Annotated in this window: 12 protein-coding genes; 2 read left to right on the top strand and 10 right to left on the bottom strand. The window is 54.6% G+C overall.

Annotated features, from left to right (window positions below; translation table 11 throughout):
• Nucleotides 1–91: 91 nt before the first annotated feature.
• Together QMZ30_RS01330 and QMZ30_RS01335 are read right to left on the bottom strand one after the other, a co-directional pair.
• Nucleotides 92–787 (bottom strand): aspartate/glutamate racemase family protein, encoded by a 696-nt coding sequence (locus QMZ30_RS01330; RefSeq protein WP_283226044.1) that lies wholly within the window; start codon nt 785–787, stop codon nt 92–94.
• 13 nt (nt 788–800) lie between these two features.
• Nucleotides 801–2,858, bottom strand: coding sequence for an FUSC family protein (locus tag QMZ30_RS01335; RefSeq protein ID WP_283226045.1), 2,058 nt, complete (start codon nt 2,856–2,858; stop codon nt 801–803).
• A 251-nt stretch (nt 2,859–3,109) separates the two neighbouring features.
• Here QMZ30_RS01335 and QMZ30_RS01340 point away from each other — a divergent pair, with 251 nt between their 5' ends.
• Nucleotides 3,110–4,057, top strand: coding sequence for a sulfonate ABC transporter substrate-binding protein (locus tag QMZ30_RS01340; protein WP_283226046.1), 948 nt, complete (start codon nt 3,110–3,112; stop codon nt 4,055–4,057).
• Nucleotides 4,058–4,108: 51 nt separating this feature from the next.
• Here QMZ30_RS01340 and QMZ30_RS01345 read toward each other — a convergent pair whose 3' ends face one another.
• The 8 genes from QMZ30_RS01345 to ssuD form a co-directional block, all read right to left on the bottom strand.
• Complete coding sequence (locus tag QMZ30_RS01345; protein WP_283226047.1) at nt 4,109–5,323, bottom strand: acyl-CoA dehydrogenase family protein; 1,215 nt, start codon at nt 5,321–5,323, stop codon at nt 4,109–4,111.
• Nucleotides 5,324–5,325: 2 nt separating this feature from the next.
• Nucleotides 5,326–6,759 carry an MFS transporter gene (locus QMZ30_RS01350; RefSeq protein ID WP_283226048.1) on the bottom strand — a complete coding sequence of 478 codons (1,434 nt, stop codon included), beginning with the start codon at nt 6,757–6,759 and terminating at the stop codon, nt 5,326–5,328.
• Nucleotides 6,760–6,933: 174 nt separating this feature from the next.
• Nucleotides 6,934–7,809, bottom strand: a complete 876-nt coding sequence (locus tag QMZ30_RS01355) for a MetQ/NlpA family ABC transporter substrate-binding protein (protein ID WP_283226049.1) — start codon at nt 7,807–7,809, stop codon at nt 6,934–6,936.
• A complete protein-coding gene (locus QMZ30_RS01360) occupies nt 7,806–8,504 on the bottom strand; it encodes a methionine ABC transporter permease (protein WP_283226050.1) in 699 nt (232 codons plus the stop codon). The genes QMZ30_RS01355 and QMZ30_RS01360 overlap by 4 nt, the downstream gene beginning before the upstream one ends.
• Entirely contained in the window at nt 8,501–9,520 is a 1,020-nt protein-coding gene (locus QMZ30_RS01365; RefSeq protein WP_283226051.1) for a methionine ABC transporter ATP-binding protein, read from the bottom strand. The genes QMZ30_RS01360 and QMZ30_RS01365 overlap by 4 nt, the downstream gene beginning before the upstream one ends.
• Nucleotides 9,520–10,911 carry an LLM class flavin-dependent oxidoreductase gene (locus QMZ30_RS01370; RefSeq protein ID WP_283226052.1) on the bottom strand — a complete coding sequence of 464 codons (1,392 nt, stop codon included), beginning with the start codon at nt 10,909–10,911 and terminating at the stop codon, nt 9,520–9,522. The genes QMZ30_RS01365 and QMZ30_RS01370 overlap by 1 nt, the downstream gene beginning before the upstream one ends.
• 74 nt (nt 10,912–10,985) lie before the next feature.
• Nucleotides 10,986–12,392 carry an FAD/NAD(P)-binding protein gene (locus QMZ30_RS01375; RefSeq protein ID WP_283226053.1) on the bottom strand — a complete coding sequence of 469 codons (1,407 nt, stop codon included), beginning with the start codon at nt 12,390–12,392 and terminating at the stop codon, nt 10,986–10,988.
• Between the two features lie 14 nt (nt 12,393–12,406).
• Entirely contained in the window at nt 12,407–13,579 is a 1,173-nt protein-coding gene (gene ssuD / locus QMZ30_RS01380) for an FMNH2-dependent alkanesulfonate monooxygenase (RefSeq protein ID WP_283226054.1), read from the bottom strand.
• A gap of 274 nt (nt 13,580–13,853) precedes the next feature.
• Between ssuD and QMZ30_RS01385 the strand changes: the two genes are divergently transcribed.
• Nucleotides 13,854–15,788, top strand: a complete 1,935-nt coding sequence (locus QMZ30_RS01385; RefSeq protein ID WP_283226055.1) for an aliphatic sulfonate ABC transporter substrate-binding protein — start codon at nt 13,854–13,856, stop codon at nt 15,786–15,788.
• Nucleotides 15,789–16,197 lie beyond the last annotated feature (409 nt).

The following is a 16,197-nucleotide window of genomic DNA, read 5'->3' on the forward strand; positions in this document are numbered from 1 at the left end:
CAGTTCTGGCACATCCCTGTACGACCATGTGGGGTCAGACGTTGTGCCTTCAATGAACAAATAATAACACAAATTATAATTAGCAGGCTAGTTATTTTCCTGCCAGAGCCAGTTTCACCGCGTCTTCGGCGTGGATCAATGTGGTATCAAACAGCGGCACGCTGGCATCTTCGGCCTTCACCAGCAAAGTAATTTCCGTGCAGCCCAGAATGATGGCTTCGGCGCCCTGGTCCACCAGCTCAGCAATAATCTCACGGTAACGTGCTCGCGATTCCTCCCGGATAATACCGAGGCAAAGCTCCTGATAAATGATGTCGTGCACCGCTTTGCGCCCTGCGGCAGCAGGCACCAGCACCTCGATCTCAGACTGCGCCAGACGACCTTTGTAGAAATCCTGCTCCATGGTAAACGCGGTCGCCAGCAGCCCTACGCGTTTAACGCCTGCCTGGTGGATGCGCTGCGCCGTGGCATCCGCAATGTGCAGCAGCGGAATATCCACCGCATCGGTAATCTGATTGGCCACTTTGTGCATGGTATTGGTACAGAGCACAATAAAATCTGCCCCACCCTTTTCCAGACTGCGCGCCGCATCCGCCAGAATCTCACCGGCTTGCTGCCACTCACCCGCAACCTGCAGCTTTTCAATTTCCTGAAAGTCGACGCTGTACATCAGGCTACGCGCCGAGTGCAATCCGCCGAGCTGCTGCTTTACCTGTTCATTGATAATGCGGTAATAGAGCGCGGTTGATTCCCAACTCATACCACCGATTAAGCCAATCATTTTCATTTGTCATCATCCTTTATAGAGCTTGTTCTGCACTGTACGGGATTTCTGGCCAGCGCGCTGAAGGAAACAGCGATAAGCGAACATTAAACAGATGGAACATCGGCGCGAACAGGGCCTGCTCCTGACGAGCACCCGCATCCAGACGCAGCAACAGACGATTCAGTTCCTCTAAAAGCGCGGGCTGAGGCTGCGTATGCAACGACTTCAGACGCTGTTTCAGGAACACACTTAGCTCATGGAACATAGCCGCACTTTCAATGCCATTCGCGGTCAGCAACGCCTTGTGTCGGGTGTAGTAGTCATAACAGTTAGCCCCAAGCCAGGCTTCGGCAATCAGATTCCCGCCAGATATCAGGTCAGGTGACGGATCGACGCGTTTGCGCGGCAAGATGATGTTGACCTTATCCAGCGTCCGCGCGACAAACTGCTGGCGGGCCGTCATGGTGACGGTATTCAGTCGCAGCACCGCGATGAACTGCAGTAAATCGCGAATCCCTTTACGTACCGCGCGTTTCGCCGTCCAGGACGGGCGCTTGTTGCGGATCAGCAGCGTGAGCACCAGGGCGATAACAATGCCCACCAGCGTCGAAATCATCGCGTTCACTATAAGCAGAAGATCTGGCTTAAAGTGATGGCTCATGCCGATCAAACCGGGAATTTGTGTGGCTACGATCAAGCCAATCAGATTGGTAGAAGGGTTAGCGATCACTAATCCCAAAGCAAACAAGCCAGGTGCCAGACATATCACCATTGCCTCAAATGTCACCGCTTGCGGAATCAACACCGTGACGTAGAGGAGGCTAATCGCCATGGAGATCAGCACTCCTTTCAGGAACAGTTTCATCGGCGCTATTGGGCTATCCATTCCCGCGAAGAAGGAACAGAGCACCGCCGCCATCATCGGTGCTGTCGAGCCATCTTTCCAGCCGCTGCCAATCCAGAACAGGCAGGTGGCGAAGGTGGCAAAGAACGCCGTGAAACAAGAGAGCAGCAGCAAACCCTTATCAACGTGCTTGTGCGCGCGTGCAGGTTTGCCTGCTTTTACCGTTGGTGTCCACTCACTCACGCGCTCGCTGACGCTTTGATAGGCATCCGCGATGCGCACGAAATTGAGCAAACGCTCCAGTAAACCAATCAGCAAAATAGTCTCTTCGCTGTTTAAGCGCCCTTCCTGCCAGGCTTGCTTTAACTGCGCTTGTGACACAGTCAGAATATCGCGCACCGGTACACTTTCATCGCCATTCAGCCATAACAAAAACTGCTGGAAAGCCTCTGCGACATGCCCAGGAAAGCGGATTTGCTGCTGTGCCAGCAGGTTGAGGCGCGACTCAATGGCTGTCAGCGTAGGAATAAGATAAGAGAGATGCTGATACTGCACGCTAACCAGTCGCACCAGGCGGCGTGCCGCATCGCCTTCGTACACGCAGTGCGTAATCAGCGTCTCGACATTGAGCGGATAGTTAGCCATTTGCACCAGGATATCTTCGCGCTCCAGCGATTTCTCTGCAGGCATGGCCGTCACTAACTCGCTACACAGTTTACGCGCGTTTTGGTACCACTGGCTGACGCTCTGCTCCAGCAGATTCCGCATCGACACCGGCATGATCAAGCGGTGTACCAGGCTACTGCAGATGATAGCGACCGTGATCTCCTCAATGCGCGAAATCACCGTATACGTAATTTCTGTGGGCGCAGTGACATCGGGAAACCCCATAATGGCCGCGCTGTAACCTGCCAGCATAAACACATAGCTTTTCGGTGTGCGATCGTGCAGGGACAGATAAAGACACACCGCCACCCAGAGTGAAATGCACAGGCTAAACAGCATTGGTGACTCGACGGTGGTGGGATAAATCAGCAAGGTAAACAAGCCGCCGAGCACGGTGCCAAAGAAGCGAAATATCGATTTCGAAACGGTGGACCCCGAATAGAGTTGCGAGGCAACGTACACTGTAGTCAGTGACCAGGCCGGTTTGTCTAAATTGAGTTCCAGAGCGATGTAAAAAGCCAGAAAGGCAGCAAGACATGTTTTGGCAGAGAACAACACTGCACTTTGTGAAAACCACTTCATAGAGCGAAAGCAACCCATAGCAGGCAACGTAAGTGCCTATCCTGACAGAAGACTATCGATATGACATTTTGATTTGTTATACAAATTATTACCGTGCTAACTATCTGGGCATCTATGCAAATTGGGATGACATACTGATTACAGTGAATGATCGCGATCACAAAAATTAGGTTATAAGCAATCGAAATTAGTTATTTATTGGTTATATAAGCGCTTTGTTATGGTGAGAAAAAAACCACGAGAGACTCATCATGCAAACTAAAATTCCTGTTCTGAGCGCGTTAGCCCTCAGCATCGGCCTGCTCTCTGCGCATGCCTTTGCCGCCAACCCAGAAACCGTCACCATTGGTTATCAAAAAGCCAATATCTTCGCACTACTAAAGTATCGCGGCACGCTGGATGAAACCTTCAAAAAAGAAGGCATCAATGTGCGTTGGGTGGAGTTCCCTGCGGGTCCACAGATGCTGGAAGGATTGAACGTCGGCAGCATTGATTTGGCCGCGACAGGCGATGCCCCGCCAGCATTCGCGCAAGCCGCCAAAGCCGACTTGATCTACCTTGGCCACTCCCCTGCTAACCCAAAAACCGAAGCCATTGTGGTACCTAAAGATTCCCCGATTAAAAGCGTGGCGGATTTGAAAGGTAAACGCGTTGGCCTGAATAAAGGCTCTGACGTGAACTATCTGCTGGTTAAGGCGCTGGAAGATGCTGGTTTAAACTACAAAGATGTGAAACCCGTTTATCTGCCACCCGCCGATGCGCGTGCCGCCTTCCAGAAAGGGGCGATTGATGCCTGGGTGATTTGGGATCCGTTCCTGGCTGAAGTGGAAGCCAACGCCGATGCCCGTGAAATCCGCAACGCCGAAGGGTTAGTGCCGCATTACACCTTCTATCTCGCCAGCCGCCCGTTTGCGGAAGGCCACCCGGATACGGCTAAACAGGTGGTGGATGAGTTAAGCAAGCTGAGTGACTGGGCGAACCAGCATCAGGATGAGGCAGCTGCGATTTTATCAAAATCGACGGGGCTGGATAAAACCATCTGGCAAACCACCTTAAAACGCCTGCCGTACGGTGCCACGCGCATGACTCCGCAGGTATTCGACGAGCAACAAGCGTTGGCAGATACGTTCACCCGCGTTGGCCTGCTGCCAGTGAAAGTGGATGTGCGCAGCGCGACCTGGTCGCTGGATAAGAAGTAAATTGCTTTTTTCATAACAGGCGGCCTGAAGGCCGCCACTCCCTACAGGCTTTTATTCTCCTCCGCGACCAATCTGCCAAATTCCCGTTGGTGGCGTGCCGTTCACTTTCCAGCCACCGATATCACGCGCTTTATAGATCACCGGATTGTGTGATGACACCGTACGCGCATTACGCCAGTGGCGATCCAGCGCTTTGCTGATTCGCGTGTCAGACGCCCCGAGCGCATTAAACAACTCAGTGGCAGCACGCGGCACCAGTTCACTGGCGATCACCTGCGCTTGCCCGGCTTCCGCTTCCGCCAATGCATTCACGGCGAGGCGCTGTGCCTCATCGTGGCTTAAGTGTGCCTCGTACGCTGATTGCAGTGAATGTGCTGCGCGGATCACTGTGGCTTCAACAGCAAATGCCAGGCTGGTGATCTCGCCTATCACCTGTAGTACCTGCACATCGTCGCGTGACGCACCGCCGTTGCTGTGGCTGTAAATGCGGTTGCGATCCGCAACCGCCTGTGCACCGTCTCGCGCCACCGCACGGCCAATCCCCGCCAGCGTAGCCAGTAACACATGCTGATAGAACGCCGTTTGATAGCGGAAGCGCGTGGCGAAATCGAACACGTGCGCTTGTTCAACATGCGCATTATCGAAGCGCGTGGTGCCACTCCCGGTTAAGCGCTGGCCAAAACCATCCCAGTCGTCTTCACGTGTCACGCCCGGTTGGTGAGTATTCACCAGAGCGATCACATCACCCTGGTTGTCGTTGCGACGCGCATAGACATCAATCCAGTCAGCAAACAGCGTCCCGGTGCTGTAAAACTTCTCGCCGCTAAGGGTCCATCCGTTTGCCATCGGCGTGACGCGCGTGATCACATCACCGAGTTTCACCACGCCAGTCTCCGTCCAGCCGCTGCCCACCAGCTCGCCGTCGATAAAACGGCCGAACCAGCGATCGCGCTCTTCACTGTCAGGTTGGTTCAGGCGGTCTTCGGCGAAAGCGAAGTGCGCACGCAGCGCCTGCGGTAGATTAGAATCCGCTTCCGCCAGTTCAGTCAGCAGTTGGAACAGTTGCGGCAGTGATGCACCCCAGCCCCCCTTCTCTTTAGGGATGCGTACCGTGCCAAATCCGGCCTCTTTCAGCCACGTCAGGGCTTCATGCGGCAAGGTGCGGCTGCGTTCGCGCGCCACTGCGCCTTCGGCAATACGGGCAAACAACGGGCGGAAATGGGCTGCCAGCGCAGCGTAATCAGTACCTGTTGAAAGTAAGCTCATGGTCACTCCTGATGAGAAAGATCGTCGATGTCATGGCGAGTCGGTTCGTGACGTACCGCCAGCAGGAAAAAGATCGGGATGATGGCGGCAAGTGACACCACCCAGAACATGTTGGTGCCCAGTGCAGACTGCAAAATCGGCAGAATAAACAGTGCCAGCGCACTGCCAATACCGGAAAGCGCGCGGCTAAAACCCACGCCGGTGGCACGAATGAAGGTGGGATACGAGAGCGCCGGATAGACCATCAGCTGTGCGCCAGGACCGAAGCCTTCAGCAAACAGCCACAAGCCCAGCATCAGTATCGCGAACGCAATCCCGGCGATGGCTTCAGGATGCCCAATCAGTGCCAGCGCGATCAGAGCAAAGAACTGCAAAGCAAAACCGGTGATAGCCACGTGGCGTGACGGATATTTCCATGCCAGACGCATGCCTAACAAACCGCCGGTAAAGGCGAATAAGGCGTTGAGGCCCAGCGAAGCAGATATGGTTTCAAACACACCAGCGCCGAGGAATTGCGCCAGAATAGAGGGCAGGAAAAACGCGATCGCCGTGTACTCAAACGAGATGCAGATGTTCATCACACCGGCCACGATAGTGCGCTCACGCCAGGGTTTCTGGAACAGCACGCGGAAACTCACCTTCGGCGCGGCTTCTGCAGGTGGCGCTTCCGGCTCGGCTTCATGCGCATGAATGCCATAAGAATCCCGCAGGATGCGCACCGCTGATTTCAGATCCCCCTGATTGGCGGCCCACAATGGGGATTCGTTCATAAACTTGCTGCGCACAGCGATGATCAGCAACGCAGGAACCGCCCCGAACAGCAGCGAAGCGCGCCATAACCAATCGAGATGCTCTTTTGGTAACAGGAAATAGAGGCCGAAGATCAGCAGGAAGCACACCGTTGAGGCGGCGTACCACATCGGACACCAGGCAGCCAGACGCGCCGCTTTGTTACCTTTGCCCGCAAACTTCGAAAATTCCGCCAGATAGGACATCGCCACGGGTAAATCGATGCCGACGCCAATCCCCATCAGGAAGCGTGCGCCAATCAGTACCCAGACGTTGGGCGCTAATCCGGCGGCAATGGCGGAGACCACAAAGAACAACATATCGGCCATGAACACCGAGTAGCGGCCATATTTGTCGGTGAGCCAGCCACCAATCAGGTTGCCGACGATGGTGCCGACCATAATCGAAGAGGTCACCAGCCCGGTAATGAAAGGACTTAACTGGAATTCGCGCACCACGTCATCAATGCCGTAGGAGAGCGTGGTGAGATCGTAAGCATCAAGGAAGACGCCGCCGAGCGCGAGGAACACAATCATGCGCGCATAATTGTTTTTGTCACTGCGGGTGTTGATCAGCTTTGCCACATCACTGACCGAACGCACCGGCTCGGAAGCCGGCAAGGTGTTTTCTAAAGGAAGAGTACTCATAACGCCTCACGTTATTTTTAGTTATGCAGGTGAGGTTGTTATAAACGCTTTACTGGCAGGACCAAAACAACAAATAGTGATATTAATGTGTTATATATCAATAAGATAAAAACAAAACAAGCACAAAAACCCGGACGCACAGCGCGAGTCCGGGGGGTATTGAAAGCCGCGGGATTACTCAGCGGAGACAGGCACCAGCACACCTTTTACCAGTGGGTCATCGGTGGTTTTTAACCACTGCTGAACGCGCGGGTCGGAGAATGCCTGCTTGAGTTTGACGATATTTTCCTGCTCTAAATACGGCGTGCCAATCACCAGCTGCGATGCAAAGGTACGCGGTGCTGGCGGGAACAGGATGCCTTTATCGCGCGAGACTTTGCCGGCATCAAACTGTGAGACGTAGCCAATCGCAGCATCGACAGAATTGAGGGCACGCGGCATCGTTAACAAATCGAGTTCTTTAAAAACAAAGCCGTGCGGATTGCCCACAATATTCTTGAGTTTGGCGGTACGCGGTTCGACATTGGGGTCCAGCGTGATCAATCCCTGACGTGCCAGTAACCAAAGTGCCTGACCTTGGTTGGCGCCGTCATCGGGAACTACGATGGTAGCGCCCTGCGGCAGATCGGCCACCGATTTATAGCGGTCCGAGTAGATACCAAATGCCCACTGGAACAGCGGTAGAGCAGAAGTCAATTTAAAGCCGTTGGCGTCGACCACCTGCTTCAGCCACCACTGATGTTGATAAACCGTGGCCGCATACTGCCCTTCGGCGACGGCACGGTCAGCTTGCACCGGGTCCTGCACACCCACAGCTTGCAGCTTCAGGCCGTAGTCAGGTGCGATGTGTTCGCCGACATACTCAATTAGCTTCTGCTCACCGGCCATTGCTGGTTCAAAGTGCACCTGCAAGGTGCTACCAAAGACCACCGCTTGTGCCTGCTGGCTGCGCCAGAACCAGGCCGCAGCGGCCAGTGCAATGACCACTATAATCAGTAGCAGCCATGGCCAGCGGCGGGTTTTACGTAATTCAAACTCTTGTGTTGTCATATGGATGTCCCCTGAGGATGGCGCAATGCGGTAACCAGTCGGTCACCGAGAAATTGAATGGTTTGGATGAGAGCGATTAACACCACGATGGTGGCGATCATGATGTGGTTGTCGAAGCGCTGGTAGCCGTACACCACGGCCAGATAGCCAATGCCGCCCGCGCCGATGGTGCCGGCAATTGCCGAATACTCAATCATCGAAATCAGGTTGAGCGTGATAGCGGCCACGATAGCGGGCAAGGCTTCACTGAGTTGCGCCGAGCGGATGATTTGCCAACGCGAGCCACCACACACCAGCCCCACCGCCGTGACCTCGCCAGGCAGCTCGCGCAAGGCGTTATCCACCAGCCGACCAAAGAACGGGATGCCAGCGGCAATCATCGGCACTACCGCGGCTGGAATACCGATGGTGGTGCCGGTTAGCCAGAAAGTGAACGGAATGATCGCGGCCATCAGCACCAGAAACGGCAGTGATCGCCCCATGTTAACGATCCAACTCAACACCCGATGCACGCCGCGATGGGGAAACAACCCGCGAGCCGAGGTGTTGAACAGTACCACACCGACCATGCCGCCGAATGTCACGACAAACAGCATCACGATTGCCACCATCAACGCGGTTTCACCCAACGCAGGCAGCATCAAGGTTGGGATTTCCAGCCATGGCGTGTCTTGACTCATCACGGAGACGCTCATACCGCCTCCCTTAATGGCAGCACGCTGCCAGAGACACTGGCGACTAACCCGAATTGTTCAAGTTGCGTCAGTAAACGTGCGAGCGGCACGCGCTCCTGTTGGAAGTGAATACCGACCTGCAAGCGTCCAGCATGAATGCCATTGACCTGTTCGATATGCGCGCCAAGCAGGTCAATGCGCAGCGCAAACTGCTGGCTAAGCCGCGAAATCCAGTCGCTGGCGACCGGCACATCGGTGCGATAGCGGAGTTGCAGGATCAGTTCTGCGACACCCGGTTTTGCCACCAGCGGGAACAGGCGTTGCCCCAGCGCTGAATCCGGTTCAGCCAGTAAGTCTTTCACCACGCCGTATTGTACAATTTCCCCATTGCGAATCTCGGCCACCGCATCGGCTGCCTGGCGTACCGCATCCATTTCATGGGTGATCAACACAATCGCCAGCTTATAGTCGTCACGCAGTTTCTTGAGCAGATCGAGCACGGTAAGCGTTGCCTCAGGATCGAGCCCTGAGGTGGCTTCATCGGCCAACAGCACCGAAGGACGCAATGCCAGTGCACGCGCGATCCCGATCCGTTGGCGCTGACCACCGGAAAGCTGCCCAGGGTAGGCGTTGGCTTTGTGGCTCAGGCCGACACTCTCCAGCAACTCACCGACGCGCGCGGCAATATCACGCTCTACCACGCCGAGATAGCGCAGCGGCAACGCGATATTTTCCCACGCACTTTTGCGTTGCAGCAGCGCAGATGACTGAAACACCGTACCAATCGATCGGCGTGCGCGGCGCAGTTCCTCACCATCCAGTCTGGAAAGATCGCTGCCGTTCACGCGAATGCTACCGGAGCTGGGCTGTTCCAGCAGGCTGATGCATTTTGCCAGCGTCGATTTACCGGCTCCGCTCGGACCCACCACGGCAGTGATATTGGCCTGAGGAACCTGCAGGTTTATCGCTTTCAGCACCTCTGTCACGCGGCCATCAGTGCTGCGATAGTGCTTACTCAGCTGTTCAATCTCGATCATCAGACCTCCTGCTGCACACGGCTTTTCACGCGATAGCCTGCGCCCGGATGCGGTGCAGTGAGCTGAGGTCCGGCATCAAACAGCTTCTCGCGCAGCGTGCCTTGTGCGTAATCCTTTTTATAGACGCCGCGCTTTTGCAGTTCAGGGATCAGCAGTTCAACCACGTCCTCAAAGGTTTCATGCGTCAACGCATAGGCCAGGTTGAAGCCATCCACATCGGTATCTTCGACCCAACTTTGCAGTTCATCCGCCACGGTTTCTGCGCTGCCGACAATCAGCGGGCCAAAACCACCAATACCCACCCAGTCCGCTAATGCTTTGACCGTCCATTGACGATCGGGGTCGGCAGTCGAGAAGGTTTCCACGGCAGATTGAATGGCATTGGTGTGCAGGTACTTCAACACTTGATCCGGCTGATACTGTCCGAAGTCGATACCGGTCCAGCCGGACACCAGCGCCAACGCACCTTCGTAGCTGACCCAACTTTGGTACTCTTTCCACTTGGCCAGCGCCGCCGCATCGGTTTCCCCGACAATCACCGTTTGCAGGTTGAAGATCAGAATGCTGCGCGGATCGCGTCCTGCTTCTTCTGCACGGCGGCGAATATCGGCCACGGTTTTCTTCAGCAGCACCTTTGACGGTGCCGCCACAAATACGCACTCTGCATGCTCAGCGGCAAACTGCTTACCGCGGCTTGAAGCCCCTGCCTGATACAACACCGGTGTCCGTTGCGGCGAGGGTTCGCACAGGTGGATACCGGGCACATTGAAGAAGGTGCCCTGATGATTAATCGGATGGATTTTGCGAGGGTCACTGAATATACGGCGTTCGCGATCGCGCAGTACCGCATCCTGTTCCCAGCTCCCTTCCAGCAGTTTATAGACCACTTGCAGATACTCATCGGCATAGTCATAACGGCTGTCGTGATCGGTCTGTGCCTGGTGGCCAATATTGCGAGCGCCGCTCTCCAGATACGAGGTGACAATGTTCCAGCCAATGCGTCCCTTGGTGAGGTGATCGAGCGTGGAGAGGCGGCGCGCAAAAGGATAAGGATGCTCAAATGACAGCGACGCGGTGAGGCCAAAACCGAGATGTTCGGTAACCAGCGCCATCGGTGTAATCAGCGCCAACGGATCGTTCACCGGCACCTGCGTTGCCTGGCGAATGGCAGCATCGCCATTGCCATTCAGCACATCGTAGATGCCCAGTACATCGGCAATAAACAGCCCATCGAATTTCCCGCGTTCCAACAGACGCGCCAAATCGACCCAATACTCCAGATCTTTGTACTGCCAGGAGCGGTCACGCGGGTGGGCCCACAGTCCGGGTGACTGGTGTCCGACACAGTTCATATCAAATGCATTCAAGCGAATTTCACGTTGCGATGGCATAGCAATCTCCATAGCGAGGCCGTGATCGTGCTACGACCCGGCGTTCGTCAGTTAATTTTTAAGATGTTGAGAGATTAAGAATCAGATGGGGGACATCGCTCGGCATGAGCGATATGCAGTTCTTTCAGGATTTGCTGCGCCACGGCCGCAGCATGGTCGGCGACTTGCGGCAAGCCCATCAGCTCACCAAAGCGTGCGCGTGCGGCGGGGCCAACCACCAGCAACCGGGCATTGGGTCGGCCTTGATGATTAAGGGCATGGGATTGTTCATCCACATCCAGACCGAAGCCGAGTGCATCGGCACGTATCAGGCCTTGCTCACTCAACGAATGTAATAGCGGCTGGCTGTGGGTCAAAGCATCGTGACCTGGACCGGTAGTGACGATCAGATGGTCCAGAAGCCGCGTCAGTGTTTCACCTTGCCGAGTGTGCAGTGTTATTTCCAGCTGATGACCGTGCGCAGCGATAGCGTGCAGTCTGGCCGCCAGCACCTGCAAACTGCCCTGCTGCTGACGTTGAGTGATGATCGCCGACACCTGAGGCGCAATGCGGTAGCGGTGTACATCCCACCAGGAGCGCAGATGACGCACAAACCGTTGCTGTTCACGTAACGGCAATGATTGCCAGATACGCTGCCCCTGCACACGGACCTCATCCAGTACGCGCTGCCAGGGCAATTGCTGCTGCGCAGCACGATCGACCTCGGCGCGAATATGGTGTAGCCACAAACGCGTCTCTGCGGCGTTCTGCGGCGCTAACGTCCATTCAGGCCACTCACCTGTCAGATTAGCGCGTGAGAGCTGCCCACGGCGTGAGAAGGCGATTAACGGGCCACGATGGTGACGGGTGGCCAGTGAGGCAACCACATCAGCCATACTCAGCCCGGTGCCCATAATCGCCACCGATGTGTCAGGATCGATGGCATCCAGTGCGCCTTGCTGCCAGGGATTGGCGATCAAGGCTGGATGCTGCGCTAAGGGCTGTAATGAATGTGGCAATGACGGCGGTGGATGACTCACGGCCAAAGCCAGCACATCGCCCTTAAGGATTTGACCATCACTGAGTAGCAACTGATCTCCTTCCCACGCGATGGCGCGGGCTCGAACATGTCGTAGCGTGACATGTGGATGCGCTTGTGCGGCGAGCGCAAACTGTTCCGCCAGATAGCGACCAAACAGTCCGCGCTGCGGATAGACCGATCCGTCGGTGCAATGGGCTACTGAGTCCAGTGAACATTCCGGCTGCTGACGATACCAGCGGTCAAATGCACCCTGCTCATCACCGCTTAATTGCATACGCGATGCGGGCACATTAATACGATGCGCAGGCTCCTGCGTCGAATAGGCAACACCGCCGCCAAGGCGATCGCGCGGCTCGACCACTGTAATCAGTAATCGGCTGGCTGAGGTACGCGCAAGGTGAATCGCTAAGGCGGTTCCGCTAAAGCCGCCGCCGACAATCATCACATGTGCTATCGCCATTGCCTTCTCCTGCATTAGCTGGCGCTCGTTTGCTTCGATGGACGCTTATCGCCACCGATGGTTTCGCCAAAAGGCCCGGTATTGAACGTGCGCGCTCGCTGCTGTTGTCCGTGCGCCAACGGCAGCAGCGGTAATAACAATTCTGCCACACGATGGGCTTCTTCCAGATGCGGATAGCCTGACAAGATGAAGTTGGTCACACCCAACGCCTGATATTCACGAATACGTTCTGCCACTTGCTGCGGGCTGCCCACCAGTGCCGTTCCGGCACCGCCACGCACCAGCCCCACGCCTGCCCATAAGTTTGGCGCAATGTAGAGATTATCGCGTGATCCCTTGTGTAAGGCGCTCATCCGCGCCTGCCCTGCCGAGTCCATGCGGGCAAAGATCTTTTGTGCCTGCGCGATGGTCTCTTCATCCAGTTGACCAATCAACTTGTCTGCAGCGACTTTCGCTTCCTCTTCGGTCTCACGCACGATGACGTGCAAGCGAATGCCATACTCAAGCTTGCGTCCGCGTGCGGCGGCACGTTCACGCACCACCGCGATTTTTTCCGCTACCTGCTCAGGCGGCTCGCCCCACGTCAGGTAGGTATCAATCTGTTGTGCCGCGACCTCTATGGCCGCCTCGGAAGACCCACCAAAGTAGAGCGGTGGGCCATTTTCTTGTACCGGCGGGAACAGGACTTCGGCACCTTCCACATGAATATGCTCTCCTTGATAGTCAACTTTCTCTCCGCGCATTAAGCGGCTGTAGACGTCAAGGAACTCTTTGGTCACCTCATAACGTTCACTGTGATTCAGGAAGATACCGTCGCCCTTGTTCTCAACCGGATCGCCACCCGTCACTACGTTGATTAACAGACGCCCTTCAGACAAACGGTCGAGTGTAGTGGCCATGCGTGCCGCTAGGGTTGGCGGCTGCAAGCCTGGACGCACCGCAACCAGATAGCGTAGCCGACGCGTAATCGGTGCCAGTGCAGACGCAACCAGCCATGAATCCTCACAGCTTTTACCGGTTGGAATCAGCACACCGTAGAATCCGAGATTGTCGGCAGCCAAAGCCACCTGCTGTAAGTAGGCTAAGTCAACCGGGCGACCTCCTTCGGTGGTGCCCAGATAGCGGCCATCGCCGTGAGTAGGGAGAAACCAGAAGACATTGATAGCGTTGTTTGCGGAATCGGCCATTATGCTTTTCCTATATAACTTTATTAGAAATTGGTCATTTCTGACTGTTTATTTAGTTATATGGCTATTAGCGAAAAGCGTGCCAGCTTGGTAATGGGCCTTACTTACGGTATTTCAGCCAGTTAGCTTTATGCACTCCGTAAAGCGTTGTTGCATTCACAACTTCACGTCAACAGCTATTGCTGCATATGCAACTGCTTATGCTTTTTTCCTGCTGTTCACAGTGAACCTGAATGGTTAGCGTGTGATGATGCTCCTGAAAGGAAATCAAACCATGCTCAACACCTACGCCAACCACACCGATTCGCCTCGTTTAGTCGACCCGGCTTCACTTGCCTTTCAATCACTGCTCGATAAATTTGCCCCCACGGATGCCACCGTGTTGATTGTGGGTGAAACCGGCACCGGCAAAGAAGTTGTCGCCCGCTATCTACATCACCATAGCGCGCGCCGCCATGGCCCCTTTCTTGCCGTGAACTGTGGAGCGCTGACCGAGAGTCTGGCGGAGGCTGAGCTTTTTGGTCATGAGAAAGGGGCTTTCACCGGTGCGACGCAGGCACATCCTGGCTGGTTTGAATCTGCGCAGGGCGGTACGCTGCTCCTCGACGAAATTGGTGAACTTAGCCCGCCATTGCAGGTTAAATTATTGCGCGTGTTGCAGGAGCGGGAGATTAACCGCGTCGGCTCACGTAAAGCGATTAAAGTGGATGTGCGCGTCATTGCAGCAACACATGTAGACTTAGCTCAGGCCATCCGCGAACGTCGATTCAGGGAAGATCTCTTTTATCGACTCAATATCGCCGTGGTGCCCTTGCCGCCTTTACGTCAGCGCCGGGATGATATTCCTCTTCTGGCACAACATTTTCTGACGTTGTACGCACGACGTTTGGGGCGTCCTGCACGGCGGCTTTCTCCCGACGCGCTTGAGGCATTGCACGAATACAGCTGGCCGGGCAATATCCGTGAACTTGAAAACACCCTGCATAACGCGGTACTGCTCAGCCGTGATGAAACGCTGACCCCGGCACAACTGCGGCTTGCAGGTTACAGTGAACATCGGTTTATCTCTTCGTCAGATTCAACGCTGGACAGTTTTCTGCGTCAGCAACTTTCGTCAGAACCGCATCAACTGTTTGATCGTGTGGTTGCCAGCCTGATTAATAATGCGCTTGAGCTCACGGATCAGAATCAGACTCAGGCTGCGGCCTTACTCGGCATCAGTCGTCATACATTACGTACTCAACTTGCCCATCAAGGCATGATTAAAGGCCGCCGTAAAACCACCAGCGGCGCAACAGTCACACCTGCGTCTGTTGATGGTCAGGAACGTGAACTGCGTATTGGTTATCAAAAATTTGGCAACCTGGGGGTGTTAAAAGCACGCCAAAGCCTTGAGCAGTGCTTTTCTCAGCAAGGCGTCAGCGTGTTGTGGAGTGAATATCCAGCCGGACCTCAATTGCTTCACGCGCTGCAAAATAACGAAATCGACTTTGGTACCACCGGTGAAGTCCCACCGATATTCGCTCAGGTTGGGGGCAATGCCGTGACCTATATTGCCTGGGAACCTCCCGCACCCAACAGCGTGGGTCTGGTGGTGCCGTATGACAGTGATATTCAAACCCTTGCGGATTTACGCGGTAAGCGTATCTCCATTAATAAAGGGTCAAACGTTCACTGGCTTCTGCTGCAACTGCTTGAAGAAGCCGGCATTGCGTTGGATGAGGTCAAAGTCGTTTATGCGCCGCCAAAATACCCTTTAACCGCTAGTGATTATCTGGCGGTGGATGCTTGGATGATGTGGGATCCACTTTTGAGTGCAGCTGAGTCCAATGCTGAACTGCGTGTTTTAGCAAATGGCGAAGGACGTGTGCGTAACCACCAGTTCTATCTTTCTCGCCGTGATTACGTACTTCAGCATGATGATGTGGTACAGCAACTGGTGGAAAGTTTACAGCAAACCGGGTTGTTCATTGATAGCCATCGAGAGGAGGCGGCGGGCTTGCTCGCTGAGGAGCTGGGACTGGAATTAGCATCTGTAGAAAGGGCGCTTAGCCGCCGAAGCCACAGAACCCGGGCCATGGCATTTGAAGTGATTAAAGAGCAACAGATTATCGCCGATCGTTTCTATGCCTTGGGTTTGATTAATAAGCCTGTTAGGGTTCGGGATGCAGTCTGGCAGTTTTCTACTTCGCTGACGCTAACGGCTTAGTCACCTTGAGAGTTATCCACCTTTTCTGTGGATAAATCATTGAATATCATCTGACTAAACTGAGTTTGTGTCTTCTGGCAGACGTTGTAGCCTTGGTGAAACCTGGCGATTTCACCCTGAAATTTAAAAGACAAACGCCGTAAATTCATAGAGTTAAGAGTGAAATCATTACGGCGAACAGTGTGAATTGCAGGCGTATTTTCATCTGGATTTCCGCATGAATGCTGTTTAGGCGGTTTGATATTCAGCTGGTTACTTTAGCTGCAACCGATCTGGCTGGAAGCGATTGAAGGCGGCAGTGACAAACTTGGATGATGAAATTAGTGGCGATTTCAGCCTGAAATTTCAACGCATGTCAGTTAATTTTCATACAGTTAGCGATGAAATTACGCTGGCGAAGCCCCAGCTA

Origin of the sequence: Pantoea sp. EA-12 (assembly GCF_030053355.1) — a bacterium.
In the GTDB taxonomy this organism is placed as follows: domain Bacteria; phylum Pseudomonadota; class Gammaproteobacteria; order Enterobacterales; family Enterobacteriaceae; genus Pantoea; species Pantoea vagans_C.

Excerpts from the sequence above, each read along its gene's own strand:
- QMZ30_RS01330 (WP_283226044.1), bottom strand. The coding sequence starts at position 787 with ATGAAAATGATTGGCTTAATCGGTGGTATGAGTTGGGAATCAACCGCG.
- QMZ30_RS01335 (WP_283226045.1), bottom strand. The coding sequence starts at position 2,858 with ATGAAGTGGTTTTCACAAAGTGCAGTGTTGTTCTCTGCCAAAACATGT.
- QMZ30_RS01340 (WP_283226046.1), top strand. The coding sequence starts at position 3,110 with ATGCAAACTAAAATTCCTGTTCTGAGCGCGTTAGCCCTCAGCATCGGC.
- QMZ30_RS01345 (WP_283226047.1), bottom strand. The coding sequence starts at position 5,323 with ATGAGCTTACTTTCAACAGGTACTGATTACGCTGCGCTGGCAGCCCAT.
- QMZ30_RS01350 (WP_283226048.1), bottom strand. The coding sequence starts at position 6,759 with ATGAGTACTCTTCCTTTAGAAAACACCTTGCCGGCTTCCGAGCCGGTG.
- QMZ30_RS01355 (WP_283226049.1), bottom strand. The coding sequence starts at position 7,809 with ATGACAACACAAGAGTTTGAATTACGTAAAACCCGCCGCTGGCCATGG.
- QMZ30_RS01360 (WP_283226050.1), bottom strand. The coding sequence starts at position 8,504 with ATGAGCGTCTCCGTGATGAGTCAAGACACGCCATGGCTGGAAATCCCA.
- QMZ30_RS01365 (WP_283226051.1), bottom strand. The coding sequence starts at position 9,520 with ATGATCGAGATTGAACAGCTGAGTAAGCACTATCGCAGCACTGATGGC.
- QMZ30_RS01370 (WP_283226052.1), bottom strand. The coding sequence starts at position 10,911 with ATGCCATCGCAACGTGAAATTCGCTTGAATGCATTTGATATGAACTGT.
- QMZ30_RS01375 (WP_283226053.1), bottom strand. The coding sequence starts at position 12,392 with ATGGCGATAGCACATGTGATGATTGTCGGCGGCGGCTTTAGCGGAACC.
- ssuD (WP_283226054.1), bottom strand. The coding sequence starts at position 13,579 with ATGGCCGATTCCGCAAACAACGCTATCAATGTCTTCTGGTTTCTCCCT.
- QMZ30_RS01385 (WP_283226055.1), top strand. The coding sequence starts at position 13,854 with ATGCTCAACACCTACGCCAACCACACCGATTCGCCTCGTTTAGTCGAC.